This window comes from Kitasatospora sp. NPDC057692, assembly GCF_042799475.1.
In the GTDB taxonomy this organism is placed as follows: Bacteria; Actinomycetota; Actinomycetes; order Streptomycetales; family Streptomycetaceae; genus Kitasatospora.
The window spans coordinates 1-14878 of record NZ_JBHVIV010000079.1 but is presented as its reverse complement, the minus strand read 5'-3'; the positions used below and the strand labels follow the sequence as shown (position 1 = coordinate 14878).

Below are 14878 nucleotides of genomic sequence, written 5' to 3'. Positions count from 1 at the left end.
CCCTCTTGGCTGCCATACAAGAGCAACTTAGACAGGCTCTTGTATGGCAGTCAAGAGATGGCTCAGCGCGCTGCCGCCACAGCGGCCAGCGCCTCCATCAGGAGGTCGACGAGCTCCTCGGTCGGCCGGTCCAGCTTCCGGGTGCTGACCAGCAGCCCCTCGAAGAGCACGTGCGCCACGTCCGCCACCGGCGCGATGTCCGCCCCCTCGGGCAGCCGGTTCGCGACGGCCGCGAGGAGGCGGCCCTCCAGCCACTCCTGAAGGCGGGAGTAGGCGCCGGCGACGGCGGGCGACTCGCCCATGCGGTCGTACGCCTCCCGGTGCAGTCCGCGATGGGCCTCCAGATCGACGAGGAAGGCCACCAGCTGCCGCCGGGGGTCGCCGCCGAGCGCGGGATCCGCCTCGACACGCTCCCGCTCGCGCAGGAACAGCCGGTCGAGCGCGGCGGCGAACAGGTCGTCCTTGGTGGGGAAGTACCAGCGCACGGCATTGGCCGCCACACCCGCCGACCTGCCGACCTCGGCCAGGCTGGTCCCCTTGTACCCCTGGGCGGCGAAGAGCTCCCAGGCACTGTCGATCAGGACGGCCTCGCGCTCGGCCTTCGGGATCTGCTGACGGTTTCTTGGCATGGCAGCAAAGCCTAGGCGGCGGCGCCGCACCGCTGGTCACACCCCCTGCCGCAGGTCCGCCCACGGCCCCGGCCGCACGCCCGCGGCCGGAGAACCGCGGGCCACCGGCCGGCAAGCTCTTGACTCCGAAACAAGAAAGCTCTTGACTCTTAGCCAAGAGAACCGCCAAGAGAACGTCTTCCCCGACCCTCGGGAGTCACTGATGCGCCTGTACAGCACCGACCTGGGCATCGCCAGGGAGGACGGCCCCGGCGAGCTGTCCCTGCTCGACCTCCCCTTCGCCGACCTGGGCGCCCTCCTGCGCGGCCCCGGGCTCGCGGCGGCCCGCGCCGCGGCGGTCGTCCGGCGGGTCGCCCTCGACGGGGTCCGGGTGCACGCCCCCGTCCGCCGGCCCGGGAAGATCCTGATCGTCGGCCTGAACTACCGCAGTCACGCGGAGGAGGCCCTGGAGATGTTCGCCGCGATGGGACGGCCCGGCATCACCCTGCCCACCGAGCCCAACTTCCAGGTCGTCGCCGGGTCCGCGGTCGCCGCGCCCGGCGACGACATCCTCCTTCCGGCGGTCGCGCCCGGGCAGGTCGACTACGAGGGCGAGGTCGCCGCCGTCATCGGCGGACGCGCCACCGCCGTCGACCCCGCCGACGCGATGGGCCACCTCGCCGGGCTGACCATCGCCAACGACGTCTCCGCGCGCGACATCCAGCAGCGGGCGATCTCGGGCGATCCCACCGCCTCCATCGGCGTGTCCAAGAGCTTCGACACCTTCAAACCGCTCGGCCCCTGCCTGGTCACCCCGGACGAACTCGACGAGCCGCTCGACCTCCGGCTGCGCACCCGGGTCAACGGCGAGCTGCGGCAGGACGACCGCACCAGCGCCTTCCTCCACGGCGTGGCCGAGCTGGTCTCCTTCCTCTCGCGGTACCAGACCCTCGAACCCGGTGACGTGATCCTCACCGGAACACCGCGGGGCGCCGGCGTGTTCTCCGGCCGCCACCTGCGCCCGGGCGACGTGGTCGAGGTCGAGGTGGAACGCCTCGGCACGCTCCGCAACCGCGTGGCGGCCGCGCCCGCGGCCGGCGGGGCTGCTGCCGGGGCTGCTGCCGGGACGACCACGGCGGACGGCCTCCCCGCCGGCCCGGGGAGCCCGGCACCGTGAACCCGGCCCGCCGCGGCGCCCGCCCGGGAACAGGCGGCGCCCGTGCCGCCGCCGGGCGGGCGGGCCGCCGCCGAGCGAGCCACGGGTACCACTACCGCCGCCCGCCGACACACGGCGCTACCCGTCGGCCCCGGGGCCCCGGGAGTCGGCCGGCCCGGCGGTGGAACCGCGGACGGCGGGCAGGCGGCGGGTGAACAGGACGGCGGCGGCCGTGATGCCCGTGCACGCGAGGACGGCGGCCTTGAGCCCGTTGATCTGCGCGTCCTGGTAGCTCTCCACCACGGCCGCGGCCTCCTCCGGCGGCACCTCGGGCTGCGCCGCGAGCGCCGCGGCCACCTGGTCGGCCGGCACGAAGGACAGCCCCGCCTCCACCCGGACCCCGGCCTGCTCGGCGACCGCCGCCGAGACCCGCGGGTCGTTCTCGATCCGGCTGGTCACGGACGTCGCGAGGGCACCGATCAGGATCGCGCCGATCAGCGCCGTCCCGAGCGAGGAGCCGAGGTTCTGCGCCGTGTACTGCAGCCCGCCCGCCTCGCTGCGCTCCTCCTGCCGCACGCTGGACTGCACCGTGTTTCCCAGCTGGGAGGCGAGCATCCCCATGCCGATGCCGAGCAGCGCCATCGCCCCGGCGAACGAGCCGCCGCTCAGCTCCGGCCCGATGACGGCGATCAGCCACAGGGTGGCGGCGACCAGCACCAGCAGCCCGGCCCGGACGATGGTGCGGGGCGAGGCGAAGCGCAGCAGCAGCGAGCCGGACATCGAGGCCGCGAGCATGGTGATCGACACCGGCAGCAGCCGCAGGCCGGTCTCGAAGGCGTCCAGGCCCTGCACGACCTGGAGGTAGAGCGGGATGACGAAGAACAGGCCCAGCAGGACGGTGTTCTGGTTGAAGAGGGTCGCCAGGCCCGCGCGCAGCGTCCGGTTGTCGAACAGGGCGAGCGAGACCAGGGGGTCCAGGCCCTTCCCCTCCCGGTGGCGCTCGTGCAGGCAGAACGCGTAGATCAGCGCACCCCCGAGCGCCACCGCGAACAGCGTCGGGGCGAAGCCGAGGACGGTGAACGGCGGGTTGCGCGGCTGGACCCAGCCCCAGCTGCCGCTCTGCAGCACCGCCAGCACCACCACCGCGAGGCCCGAGGCCGACAGCACCACGCCCGCCACGTCCAGCCGGGGCCGACGCTCCGGCGGCGGCTGCGGCGGCACCCAGCGCATCAGGCAGAGGATCGCGACGACCAGCACCACCTCTCCGGCGAACACCAGCCGCCAGGTGAGGTAGGTGGTGACCCAGCCGCCGAGCAGCGGTCCCACCGCGATGCCCGCGCCCGCCAGGCCGCCGACCACGCCGTAGGCCACGGCGCGGTCGCGGCCCTGGTAGGTGCCGGCCACCAGCGCCGCCAGCGCGGGCAGGACCAGGGCGGCGCCCAGCCCCTCGATGACCGACCACCCCAGCGCGAGCACGCCCACCGTCGGGGCCACCGCGGTCAGCCCCGACCCGACCGCGTACACGACCAGCCCGACCACGAAGACCCGGCGCCGCCCGTACATGTCGCCGAGCCTGCCGCCGGTCAGCATGAACGCGGCCATGACCAGGGTGTAGAGGGTGATGACGGCCTGGATCGCGGTGACCTCGGTGTCGAAGTCCTCGACCAGCTGGCTGATCGACACGTTCATCACCGACGCGTCGAGCACCATCAGGAACTGGGCCGTCCCGAGCACGACCAGGGTCTTCCAGCGGTTCACCGTGCCTCCCGCCTGTGCGCCGCGTTCCCCGACGCGGTCAGCTGCCGAGGATCCGGGCCTTCTGGGCGGCGAACTCCTCCTCGGTGAGGACGCCCTGCTCCTTGAGCGTCGCCAGGTCCTTGAGCTGGTCCAGCTTCTCCTCCATGGTCGCCGCGGCGGGCGCGGCGGGCGCGGCGGGCGGCGCAGGCGGGGGTGCGGCGGGCTCGGCGTAGTAGCTCTGCTGGGCGTCCTGCTGCGCCCAGCGGCCGGCCTGGCGACGGGAGACGCGGTTGGAGACGGCGGTGGCCGTACCGGCGACCACCGCGGTACGGGCCACTCCGCGAAGCAGTCCGGGCATGGCTTCCTCCTGGGGTGAGGGGTGAGGGGTGAGGGGTGAGGGGTGAGGGGTACGTCGGGTCGGGGGGTACGTCGGGTCGGGGGGTACGTCGGGTCGGGGGCGGGATCAGCCCGCGGCTTCGAGCCGGTCGAGCGAGTCCAGGACCGCCAGCAGGTCCTCGACCGGGACCCGCCCGCCGGCGATCAGGCGGGCGTCCTCCCGGCGCAGCGCGGCGGCCAACGGCGCCGCCCAGCGGTTCTCGTAGAGGAGGACCGCTGCGGAGTCGCCCGGCTCCAGGAGGGCGCCGGCCTCGGTGACGTCGGACTCGCCGAGCACGCCCGAGGAGGCGCCCTCGAAGACGGTCAGGTCGAGGCGGCCGTCGCCGGTCACGTCGGCCAGCTCGGCGCCCCGGACCGTGCCGTCCGTGTCCTTGCGGACGAAGGTCAGGTCGAGGATGCGGATGATGCCGCGGTCGACCAGGTCGACGAGCAGGGGCAGCCCCTCGCCGGTGAAGTGGCTGCCGGGGAACGCGATGACCAGGTAGTCGATGGGGCCCAGTTCGTCGAGTTCGCCGGGGGTGACGGGTTCGCTGCTCACGTCGGCTCCTGTCGCAGGAGGGCCGGCCGACGGCGTCGGCCGGGGGCCGGCCCCGGAACACCGCGGTGAAGGACGCCGCGGTGAAGCCGACCCTCGCCGAAGCTAACCCGCCACCCCCGCCCTCCGGCTCACCTGTTCGGGGTGACCCGGTCGGCCGCGCGCTGCGCCCGACGGGCGAAGCGGCTCACCCCGGTGGGGTAACCCTGCTCGCCGCCCGTCCGGCCGGGGCCTTGGCTGGTGTGCACGGTGGCCCGTCCGCTCGGTGCCGCCGCTCCGCCCGGACCGCCCAGCGCGAGGAGCCGCCCGCATGCCACCGGCCGAGTCCAGCACGCCGCAGCCCGAGCCCGAGCAGCCCGGCCGGCCGGGACCCGGGCAGTCGCCCGCCTCCCGACCGTCGGCCGACCGACCCCCGGCCGACCGCTCGCAGGCCGGCGAGCTGGAGGCGCTGCACCACCGGGTCGCCCAGCTGGAGGCCGAGGCCCGGCGCGGGCCGCAGCACCACCGGCTGCGCACCACCGGCGCGACCGTCCTGGTGATCGTGGCCTCCGTGCTGTCGCTGCTGGCCGTCATCGCCGTCTGGGCGCACGACGAGATCACCGACACCGACCGGTTCGTCGCCACGATGGCGCCGCTGGCCCACGACCCCGACGTGCAGAACGCCCTCGCCAACCGGATCACCGATGCCGCGACCGAGCAGATCGACGTCAAGGCGTTCGTCAACGACGTCTCCCAGGCCGCCGCCGAACAGGGTGTGCCGCCCCGGCTCGCCCAGCTGCTGGGCGGGCTGACCGGCCCCCTGGAGGGGGCGCTGACCAACCTCGTGCACGGCGCCGCCGAGCGGGTGGTCACCAGCAACGCCTTCGCGACCGTGTGGGAGGACGCCGTACGGGCCGCGCACGCCACCATGGTCAAGGCCCTGACCGGCCAGGGCGGCGGCGCGGTCGAGCTGAAGAACGACGAGGTCGTGATCGACATCGGGCCGATGGTGGAGCGGGTCAAGAACGAGCTGGTCAACGCCGGTTTCGCGCCCGCCGCCAAGATCCCGGAGGTGCACACCTCGTTCGTGGTGTTCTCCTCGCCCGACCTCGCCAAGATCAAGGGCGGGTTCCGGCTCCTGCAGATCCTCGGCTGGTGGATGCCGGTCATCACGGTGCTGGTCGCCGCGGCCGGTGTGCTGACCGCCTTCAACCGCCGCCGCGCGCTCGTCGGCGCCGCCCTCGGCATCGGAGTGGCCATGCTGGTGCTGGGCATCGCGCTGGCCGTCTTCCGCTCCTACTTCCTCGACCACCTGCCCGCCGACGCCTCGCAGGCCGCCGCCGCGGCCGTCTACGACGCCATCGTCGACTACCTGCGCAGCGGGGTGCGGATGGTGGGCTTCCTGGCCGTGGTCGTCGCGCTCGGAGCGTTCTTCGTCGGCCCCTCGCGCCCCGCCGTGACCGTTCGCTCGGTGGCCGGGCACGGGGTCGCGGCGCTGCGCTCCTCGGCCGACGGGGCGGGCTTCCGGGCCGGGCCGGTGGACCACTTCGTCCGGCGCTGGAAGCGCTGGCTGGGCGTCCTGATCCTGGTCGTCGCCGCCGTGGTCTTCGTCCTGTGGGACCACCCGACCGGGATGGTGGTGTTCTGGTTCGCCGTGGTGGTCCTGGCGGCCTTCGCCATCCGCGAGTTCTTCGCCCCCGCCCACCCCGTGACCCCCGCGTCCACGGGCGGGGCCGCGGTGGACACGGGGGTCACGGCGCACTGACGCCCGCGGGCGTCAGGACAGCACGAGCGCCTTGGCGCGCTGGTACTCCTCCTCCGTGATGGAGCCGTCGCGCTTCAGCTCCGCGAGCCGGGCCAGTTCCTCGGCGGCGCTGGCCGGCTTCGCCTCGGCCCCGGCCGCGTCCCGCACATAGGTGCGGAACTCCGCCTCCGCCTCCTTGGCCCGCGTCATCTCGCGCATCCCCATGCCCTTGCCGCGCGCGATCAGGTAGACGAACACGCCCAGGAACGGCAGCAGGATCAGCAGCACGCACCAGCCGGCCTTGCCCCAGCCGCCCACCGTGTCGTCCCGGAACAGGTCGCCGAAGACCCGGAACAGGAGCATGAACCAGAGGATCCAGAGAAAGATCCACATGGTCGTGAGGAAGATGTTCAACAGCGGATAGTCGTCCATCGCCCGCCTCCGGGGAGAAAGCCGAACCCCCTCACGGCCCACGGTCCCGCGCCCCGGCCGCCCGCGCACCACCCCTGGCGGGTGAGACGCGGGCGGCCCGGGGGTCAGTCCCCGATCGCGGACACCGCCCGGGCGAGGGCCGCCGCCGTCCGGCGGACGTCCGCTTCGGTGGTGCGCCAGTTGCTGAACGCCGCGCGCAGGGCGGGGACGCCGGCGTAGTGGGTCGGGGTCAGGAACGCCTCGTCGGCCACGGCCGCGGCCAGGGCGGCGAGGCGGTCGGCGGTCGGGTCCTCGGCCAGGGTGAAGCAGACGACGTTCAGCCGCACCGGCGCCAGCAGCCGCAGCCCCGGCGTCGCCGCGACGGCCTCCCCGAGCGTGCGGGCGCCGGCCACGCAGCGCTCGACGATCTCCCGGTGGCCGGCCCGGCCGTAGGCGCGCAGGGTGAACCAGGCGGCGAGGGCGCGCAGCCGGTGGGAGTTCTCCGGGGTGAGGTGCACCAGGTCGGGGTGCTCGCCGAGCGGCCCCAGGTAGGCGGCCGCGTTGCGGAAGACCTCGGCCTGGAGGTCGGGGCGGCGGGTGAACTGCACGGCGCTGTCGTAGGGCACGTTGAGCCACTTGTGCAGGTCGACGCAGATCGAGTCGGCCCGGTCCAGGCCGGCCACCAGGTCCGCGTGCTCGGGGGCCAGGGCGGCGAAGGCGCCGAACGCCGCGTCCACGTGCAGCCAGCAGCCGTAGCGGTCGCGCAGGTCGGCCAGCGCCCGCAGGTCGTCGAAGTCCACCGTGTTGACCGTGCCGGCGTTGGCGACCAGCACGCACGGGCCGTCGGCCTCGGCCAGCAGCCGCTCCAGCGCGGCCGGGTCCACCGCCTCCCGCCCGGGCAGGACGGGCACCCTCACCAGCGCGGTCCGGCCCAGGCCCAGCACCGACAGGGCCTTGGCGACGCTGGAGTGCGCGCTGCCCGACAGCACCCGCACCCGGCCGAGCGCGGCGGCGCCGTCCTCGGCCACGTCCACGCCGAGGCGCTCGCCGAGCCACTGCCGGGCGATCGCCAGACCGACCGTGTTCGACATGGTCGCGCCGCTGACGAAGGTACCGGCGTGCGTGGCGGAGAGCCCGAACAGCTCGCGCAGCCAGCCGACCGCCTCCCGCTCCAGCTGCTGGCCGGCGCCGTCCAGCGAGGAGTTGGAGTTCTGGTCGGCGGCGGCGGTCAGCCAGTCGCCGGCCAGCGCCGCCGGGGTCGCTCCCCCGGTGACGAACCCGAAGTAGCGCGGCCCGGCCCCGGCCGAGAGCCTCGGCTCCCAGCGCTCGCCGAACGCGGCCAGCGCCTCCCGGAGGCCGCCGCCCCGGTCGACCAGCGGCATGGCGGCGGGCGGCTCGGCCCGCGGCACCACCGGCCGCTCGTCCAGGGAGGAGAGGAAGGCGGCCGCGGCCCGGCGGGTCTCCTCCAGCAGTGCGGGCAACTGGTCCAGATCGGCGGCGAGTTCGGGGTGCATGGCGCTCTGTCTCCGGTCGGTCGGCGGTGTCGTCGACGGTAGCCGTCGCGGCCTGCGGCGTCGCGGTCCAATCCGAGGTAGGTGGCCTGATCGGTCCTCAGACGGCAGACGCCCGGAAGGGGTCGGTCGGGACGATCGCAGCGCTCACCGCGTGATCATGGCAGACGGGGCTTCAGGGGTGCGGGGACGGGCCCGTCTGGCTGGTGACCAGTTCGCGGTAGGGGGCGCAGCGGGCGAGCAGGGTGGGGTGGTCGGCGGCGTCGACGACGGTGCCGTGGTCCAGCATGATCACGTGGTCGGCGTGCTGGACCGTGGTCAGCCGGTGGGCGACCACCACGACGGCGCTGCGGCGGGCCAGGCGGTCGACGATCTCGCGGAAGCGCAGTTCGTTGAGGCCGTCGAGTTGGCTGGTGGGCTCGTCCAGCAGGACGATGTCGGCGTCGGCGAGCAGCGCGCGGGCCAGCGCCATCCGCTGGCGCTGGCCGCCGGAGAGGTCGAACTCGCGGCCCAGGACGGTGTCCAGGCCGTGCGGGAGACGGGCGACGTCCTCGGTGAGGCCGACGGTGGCGAGCGCCCGGGCGAGGTCCTGCTCCTCGGCGGCACCGGCCCGGCCGAGCTGGAGGTTGTCGCGGGCGCTGGCCTCCAGGAGGGTGAACTCCTGGTCCACGTAGGCCATCCGGGCGCGCAGCGCGCCCAGTGGCCAGGCGCGCAGGTCGTGGCCGAGGACGCTGACCGATCCGGCGCCGGGCCGTACGAAGCGGCCGACGAGCGCGAGGGCGGTGCTCTTGCCCGCGCCCGACGGGCCGACCACCGCGGTCAGTCCGGTGCGCGGGATGCTGAAGGAGGCGGCGCGCAGGGCGGCCCGCCGGGCGCCGGTGTGGGTGAAGGAGACGGTGCGGAAGACCACCGCCGGGGCGTCGGGCGCGGGGGCGGGCGCGGTCCGGTCTGCGTCGCCCGGGTCGGCCTCCGGGGGCAGGGCGAGGAGTTCGTTGCAGCGGTCGCGGGCGGCCAGCCCGGCCTGGAGGCGCCCGAAGCCGGTGGCGAGGGTGTTCACCGAGGGGACGGTCTGCAGCAGGTAGAGCAGGAACGCGGCGAAGGCCGCCACCTTCAGCTCGCCCGCCGCGAGCCGCGCGCCGCCGGTGAGGATGACCGCGATCATCGCGAACTGGTTGCCGAGGGTGAGCACGGCCGGTACCAGGGCGCCGAGCCGGGCGCCGGTCAGCGACACGGCGCGCAGGTGCTCGGCGTCCTCGGCCAGGACCCGGTCGGCGAGCGGTTCGGCGCGGTAGGCCTTGATGGTGGTGAGGGCCTCCAGGTCGGCGGTGAAGCGCTGGGCGATCCGCCCGACCGCGTCCTGCTGCCCGGTGACGTTGGCCCGCATCCGGCGGGTGATCACCAGGACCAGCGCGGTCAGCAGGCCGAGCGCGGCCACGGTGACCGCGGTGAGCACCCAGTCGATCCACAGCATGACCGCGAGGGTCGCCAGGACGCTGAGCGCGGCGAGCGGCAGCTGCATCGCCACTTCCACCACCTGGCCCAGCAGTTGGGCGTCGGAGGTGACCCTGGCGGCGAGTTCGCCGGTGCCCCGGGCGCGGACGACGGGCAGCGGCAGGCGCAGCGCGTGGACCATCAGGGCGGTCCGCAGCCGGTAGGTCATCCCCTCGCCGACCTGGGCCAGCTGGAAGCCGGAGAGCGCCTGGGCGGCCGCGCCGACGAGGGCGGCCGCGGCCATCATCAGCAGTCCGGGGGCGAGCGAGCGGTGCTCGGAGAAGTCGCCGACGATCCGGCGGACCAGCAGCGGGAGCGCGAGGGCGGCGGCGGTGGCCACCACGGCGAGGGTCAGGGCGGCGGCGAGGCGGACCGGCTGGGCGGCGAGTTCGCGGCGCAGCCGGACCTGCGGCGGCGCGGGGGCTCCGGGTTCGGAGAGGCCTTCGGAGAGGCCTTCGGAAGAGGTTTCGGAGCGGGCTTCGGCGTTGGCGGGCGCGGACCGGTCGGCCACGGGGGCACCTCTCTCCTGGGCGGGGCGCCCTTCGCGGGGCCGTCGGCGGGGAACGGGACCCGGCCGGGTGGTCCGTGGACCATCCGGCCGGGTCGACCGTCACGGGCCGCCCGTGCGGGCGGCCGGTCGGGTCAGAGGCAGAGCAGCGTGCTGACGGTGCTGGTGCCGCAGTTGAGGACGCTCAGCGAGCTGGTGCTCGCGAGGGTGTCGTCGATCGGGGCCGCCTCGGTCTCGGGCAGCTCCAGGGTCTGGAGGTCGAGGATCGCCATGACGTTCTCCTTCGGTTGCGGTGTACCACCCGGCCGGGCGGCCGGGAGTCCGTGGGGGCGCGGCGCTCGCGCCCGGGGGGTCACCGGGGCGCGGGCGGCGCCGCTTCGGTGAACGGGAGGAAGGGGGTGCCCGCGAGGGCCGTGCCGAGGGCCAGCAGCACCCCGGCCGAGCCCGTCGCGAGGTCCGTCGACAGCCGCAGCAACTGGTCGCCCGGGAAGGCGAGGTGGCCGTGGTAGGGGACCTGGTGGAGGGCCAGCAGGGCGCGGTGGCGGTCGAGCAGGGTCCGGCCCTCGGCCGGGCCGCCGGTCAGCGCGAGGTAGCCGAGGAGTCCGGCCCGCCCGTTGAACAGGCCCGGCTGGATCACGAACTCCGGCTCGGCCGCCTTCCGGATCAGCGACTGCCGCTCGGCGAGGGCGCTGTCGGGGCGGTGGGCGAGGAGGGCGGCCAGGACGAGGCCGATGCCCGCGCTGCCGGTCTCGATGTAGGGCAGCACCCGGCGCCGGTCGACGACCTGGAGGGTTCCGTCGGCGACGGTGACGCAGCGGTCGAGATCGAGTTCCAGGAGCGCCTCCGCCTGGTCCAGCAGGGCGCGCTCCCCCGTGTGCTCGTGGAGGCGGACCAGGGCGAGCGCGGCGCCGGACGCCCCGGCCAGCAGCCCGGCCCGTCGGCCGGCGTCGCCGCGCCCGGTCTTCTCCCACGTCATGGCGGCGCTCCTGGCCGCGGCCAGCGCCTCGTCCAGCAGCCCTTCGTCCCCGGTGGCCCGGGCGAAGTGCAGCAGGGTGAGCGCGATGCCCGGGCCGCCGGAGGCCAGCGCCGGGGCCGAGGCCGGTTCACCCTCGGCGGCCGCGGCCCGGCCGAGGCGGCGCAGCAGGTCGGCCGCCTGCTCGTGCTCGCCCAGCAGGTCCAGGACGTAGGCGACGCCGTGGCCGCCGTGGTACAGCCCGGGCACCGGGGCGCGGTCGCGGGCGGCGGCGGCCAGCCACCGCACGTGCGCGGGGTCGACGGCCGCGCCGGCGGCGTGCAGGGCGTAGAGCACCCCGGCCGCGCCGTGTGCCAGGCCGAGCCCGCCCTGGGTGAACTGGGCGATGTCGCCCGGGAAGAGGCGGTCGGCGCGCTCGGGGGTGGCCGCCGCGGCGATGCCGGCGGCGAGCGAGTCCCTGATCGCCGGCCAGTCGGCGGCCGGGGCCTCCAGCAGCGCGCGGGTCTCGGCGCGGCCGGCGTCCAGTTCGGGGCGGGGGGTGCGGCCGTCCTGCGGTGAGCGGGCGACGTGCCGGCGGATGTCGTCGGTGTAGCCGGGCGGCACCGGGAAGCGCCGCTCGATCGCGTCGGCGAGCTGGCCGGCCTTGTCCGGGTCCAGCGCGGTGAGCTGGACCAGCGGGAAGAAGAGCCACAGCCGCAGCGCAGCCAGCGCGTAGCGGTCGATGTCCGTCCCGGTGCGGCCGAGCGGTGCGGTGAACCCGGCGGCCCCGAGCGCAGGGCGCAGGAAGTCCTCCGTGGTGCTGGCGAGTTCGAAGTCGATGAAGCAGAGTTCGCCGTCCGGCCTGATGATCAGGTTGCGGGGGTGGAGGTCGCCGAAGACGACACCGCGGGCGTGGATCTGCGCCAGCGCCCGCTCCACCTGCGCGACGATCGCCAGGGCGTCCCGGGTGTACTCGGCGACGGCGTCCTCGCCGGCGTCCGGGTGGATCAGCGGGTAGCGCGCCGTCAGCCACTCGCTCAGGGACTGCCCGGCCACGTACTCCTGGACGAGGAACTCGTGTTCCCAGGCCGTCAGCAGTCCGTGCTCGGCGGGGACCCCGGGGACGCCGGCCAGCCGGGCCAGCACGGCGTGCTCGTTGCGCAGCCGGGTCACCGCGTCCACGCCGCGCTGGTCCAGCCCCGCGAACGGGCGGGCCTCCTTCAGGACCACCTGCGGCCCGTCCTGCCCGTCACGGGCCAGGTAGACGCCGCCCGCGTTGGAGAAGTGCAGGACCCGCTCGACGGTGTACGGCAGTCCGGTGTCGCGCTGGGCAGCGCGCTCGGCGACCGCCGGGGCGATGCAGGCCGGAACCGGTGCCCAGGAGGGGACGGCGAAGGCGGTTCCGCGGACGTCCGGAACGAGCCTTCCGTCGGGACCGACCAGGGCCAGCACCCGCTCGCCCGCCTCGTTGCGGCAGTAGCGCTCGGCGAAGCCGCCGTACCTCAGGTACAGCGGGCCGTCCTGCCAGCGCAGGTCGCTGAGGATGTAGGGGCCCTTCCGGCCGGCGAGCAGCGCGCCGAGGCCGTCGAGACACCGCTCCAGCTCGGCGTCGTCCACCGGGTAGAGGGTGCAGAACTTCCCGCTGGAACCGCGCGGCGCGTACTTGGAGTTCTGCACCTGGAGGATCGGCAGGCCGCGCAGGAACTTGAAGGTCACGCCTTCGCGCAGGCAGTAGGCGAAGACGGTCTCCAGCACCTCCTCCGCGTTCTCGACGCACGCCGAGACATGGATCTTCCAGCCCTGGTCCGGGATCCGCACGTCGACGCGACGCACCACGGCCCACATCTCCAGGTCGCCGTGCTCCCAGCCCGCGGGCAGCGGGCGGGTCACGGCGTCGAACTCCTCGTGCGCTCCCCAGCGCCGGGGCGAGTCGTAGAAGAGCGGATCGGCGTAGGCGTAGGCCTCGTACCGGTTGTCCAACGGAACCCTCCTCATGGCAGGGATCGACGGCGGGATGGCGGGATGGCGGGGCGGGACGGCGTCGAGCGTGGAGCCTCGGACGTGACGCGTCGAGCGGGATGCGTTGAGCGGGAGCGTCGAACGTGGAGCGGGGGCGCGGAGTGGCACGGCCCGGAACGGAAACGGCACCGGGCACGGCGGAGCGAGGGGCGTACGGCGGAGGGTGGGGCCCGGAGGTGAGGTTCCGGTATGGCGATACGGCCATCCGAATAGTGGGTTCGCCGCGACGACTCCGCAACGGCGCGCAATTCGCCCGTCCAACCGGAATCGCGCACCCCGATCTCCCCTCGCGCCGTTGCGCGAGCGGGGCGCGGCGGCACGCGCCGTCCCCGCCGGAAATCCGGCCGGAAATCGTTTCGGGGGCGCACGAATGGCACCGGCGGCGGGCGGGCCGGATCGCCGCAGCGGGCGGGCGGCGACGCGCCGACCTGCGCCGGAGCAATCGGTCCGAGAGCGGCGCGGGGAAAGGCGGACATCGCGCACCGGGGGCCCGGATCCGGCGCACGCCCGGCGCACTGCCGGATTCCGATCACCCGAAGCAGCCGGGAACCGGCCCCTCCCCCTCCGAAAAAACCGAACGGATGCCCGTTTATCGATATTGCCGTTCTATTTCGGGAGTATTTCAGGAGCCCGGGAAATTTGTTTTCCCTTGACCAGCGGTCGGTGACATCGGAATGATTCGTTCGCACGAGTCCCATCCCGGACGCCCCATCTACCACTCGGGCACCGGGGGCTACCGACCGGCGGTGTCGAGGACGTCGAGGAGGGGCGGGTGCAGGGGCCAGGGGAGGTCGGGCGCGGCCGCGGCGGTGACGGCGAGGCGGAGGGCGCCGAGCAGGGGCGGGCCGTCGGGCGTGCGGAGGCGGGCGGCGGGGAGCCGGACGGCCAGGGCGTCGACGGTGGCGCGGCGCAGCGGGGCAAGGCGGAACAGGCCGCCGGTGAGCGCGAGGTCCGGGGCGGACAGGCCGGCCGACCCGGCGGCGGCGGTCGCGGAGGCGGCGATCTCCTCGCCCGCGCACCCGATCAGCCCGGCGGCGACCGGGCAGCCCTCCTCGGCCGCCGCCGCGACGTCCGGCGAGAAGGCGGCGAGCCGGGCGGCCCGGTCGGGGCGCGGTTGGAGGGCGGCCGGCAGACCGGCCACCGGACCGTAGCGGCGTTCGGCGGCGGCCAGCAGGCGGGGCGAGCCGCCGGTCCGACCGTCGTACGCCCGCAGGGCCGCCTCCAGACCGGCGCGGCCGAGCCAGCCGCCGCTGCCCCAGTCGCCGAGCAGCTGGCCCCAGCCGTCGGCGCGCCGCCAGCCGGCACCGGGGCGGTAGCCGATGGCGACCAGCCCCGTTCCGCCGGCCACGGTCACCCCGGAGTCAGTGCCCAACGCGCCCACATGGGCCGTGATCGCGTCCCCCGCGAGCACCAGCCGCCGGGCACCGGTGGCCCGGGCGAGCGGCTCGGGCAGCCGCTCGGCGAGGTCGCGGCCGAGCAGGGCCATCCCGGTGGCGCCGACCGCGACGGCCCCGATCCGCGCACCGGCCGGAAGCCCGGCGGTGAGCCCCCGGAGGGCGGGGAGCAGCCGGTCGAGCAGCGCCGTGGCGTCCAGCCCGCCCGCCCCGGCCGACACCCGCGCGGGCGCGGGCACCTCGACGGTCCGCACCCCGGCGAGTTCCTCCGGCCACCGGCCGGGGGCCACCGCGACCCGGATCCCGGACCCGCCCACGTCCACCCCGACCACCCAGTCCTCCCCCGCCGGCGCGGGCGCCCGCGCCGATCCGGCGGCGGCGGGCACGGCGGTCGGGAGCGCCGCCGCCCGCCCGACCGGCGGTGCGGCGGCGGTCTC

Annotated in this window: 12 protein-coding genes; 2 read left to right on the top strand and 10 right to left on the bottom strand. The window is 75.3% G+C overall.

Annotation, left to right across the window (positions count from 1 at the left end):
* Positions 1 to 62: 62 nt before the first annotated feature.
* Positions 63 to 629 carry a TetR/AcrR family transcriptional regulator gene (locus ACFVFS_RS32310; protein WP_380628386.1) on the bottom strand — a complete coding sequence of 189 codons (567 nt, stop codon included), beginning with the start codon at positions 627 to 629 and terminating at the stop codon, positions 63 to 65.
* Positions 630 to 831: 202 nt separating this feature from the next.
* Between ACFVFS_RS32310 and ACFVFS_RS32305 the strand changes: the two genes are divergently transcribed.
* The gene (locus ACFVFS_RS32305; protein WP_380628385.1) at positions 832 to 1785 is read left to right on the top strand and encodes a fumarylacetoacetate hydrolase family protein; all 954 of its coding nucleotides are present in this window, start codon (positions 832 to 834) and stop codon (positions 1783 to 1785) included.
* 117 nt (positions 1786 to 1902) lie between these two features.
* Here ACFVFS_RS32305 and ACFVFS_RS32300 read toward each other — a convergent pair whose 3' ends face one another.
* From ACFVFS_RS32300 to ACFVFS_RS32290, 3 genes are all read right to left on the bottom strand, one after another.
* Positions 1903 to 3522, bottom strand: coding sequence for an MFS transporter (locus tag ACFVFS_RS32300; RefSeq protein WP_380628384.1), 1620 nt, complete (start codon positions 3520 to 3522; stop codon positions 1903 to 1905).
* Between the two features lie 37 nt (positions 3523 to 3559).
* A complete protein-coding gene (locus ACFVFS_RS32295; RefSeq protein WP_380628383.1) occupies positions 3560 to 3859 on the bottom strand; it encodes an SHOCT domain-containing protein in 300 nt (99 codons plus the stop codon).
* A 105-nt stretch (positions 3860 to 3964) separates the two neighbouring features.
* Entirely contained in the window at positions 3965 to 4435 is a 471-nt protein-coding gene (locus ACFVFS_RS32290) for a DUF6325 family protein (protein ID WP_380628382.1), read from the bottom strand.
* 307 nt (positions 4436 to 4742) lie between these two features.
* On the opposite strand from ACFVFS_RS32290, the gene ACFVFS_RS32285 reads away from it, so the two are divergent.
* The gene (locus ACFVFS_RS32285) at positions 4743 to 6176 is read left to right on the top strand and encodes a hypothetical protein (protein WP_380628381.1); all 1434 of its coding nucleotides are present in this window, start codon (positions 4743 to 4745) and stop codon (positions 6174 to 6176) included.
* A gap of 12 nt (positions 6177 to 6188) precedes the next feature.
* On the opposite strand, the gene ACFVFS_RS32280 is transcribed toward ACFVFS_RS32285, so the two are convergent.
* The 6 genes from ACFVFS_RS32280 to ACFVFS_RS32255 form a co-directional block, all read right to left on the bottom strand.
* Entirely contained in the window at positions 6189 to 6587 is a 399-nt protein-coding gene (locus ACFVFS_RS32280) for a PLDc N-terminal domain-containing protein (RefSeq protein ID WP_380628380.1), read from the bottom strand.
* A 104-nt stretch (positions 6588 to 6691) separates the two neighbouring features.
* Positions 6692 to 8080, bottom strand: a complete 1389-nt coding sequence (locus tag ACFVFS_RS32275) for a pyridoxal phosphate-dependent decarboxylase family protein (protein ID WP_380628379.1) — start codon at positions 8078 to 8080, stop codon at positions 6692 to 6694.
* A 172-nt stretch (positions 8081 to 8252) separates the two neighbouring features.
* Positions 8253 to 10079, bottom strand: coding sequence for an ABC transporter ATP-binding protein (locus ACFVFS_RS32270; RefSeq protein WP_380628378.1), 1827 nt, complete (start codon positions 10077 to 10079; stop codon positions 8253 to 8255).
* 131 nt (positions 10080 to 10210) lie between these two features.
* Positions 10211 to 10348, bottom strand: a complete 138-nt coding sequence (locus ACFVFS_RS32265) for a SapB/AmfS family lanthipeptide (protein WP_350571418.1) — start codon at positions 10346 to 10348, stop codon at positions 10211 to 10213.
* Positions 10349 to 10428: 80 nt separating this feature from the next.
* Positions 10429 to 13008, bottom strand: a complete 2580-nt coding sequence (gene lanKC / locus ACFVFS_RS32260; RefSeq protein ID WP_380628377.1) for a class III lanthionine synthetase LanKC — start codon at positions 13006 to 13008, stop codon at positions 10429 to 10431.
* Between the two features lie 772 nt (positions 13009 to 13780).
* Positions 13781 to 14878, bottom strand: a 1098-nt coding sequence (locus tag ACFVFS_RS32255) for an N-acetylglucosamine kinase (protein WP_380628376.1), incomplete at its 5' end; no start/stop codon positions are given.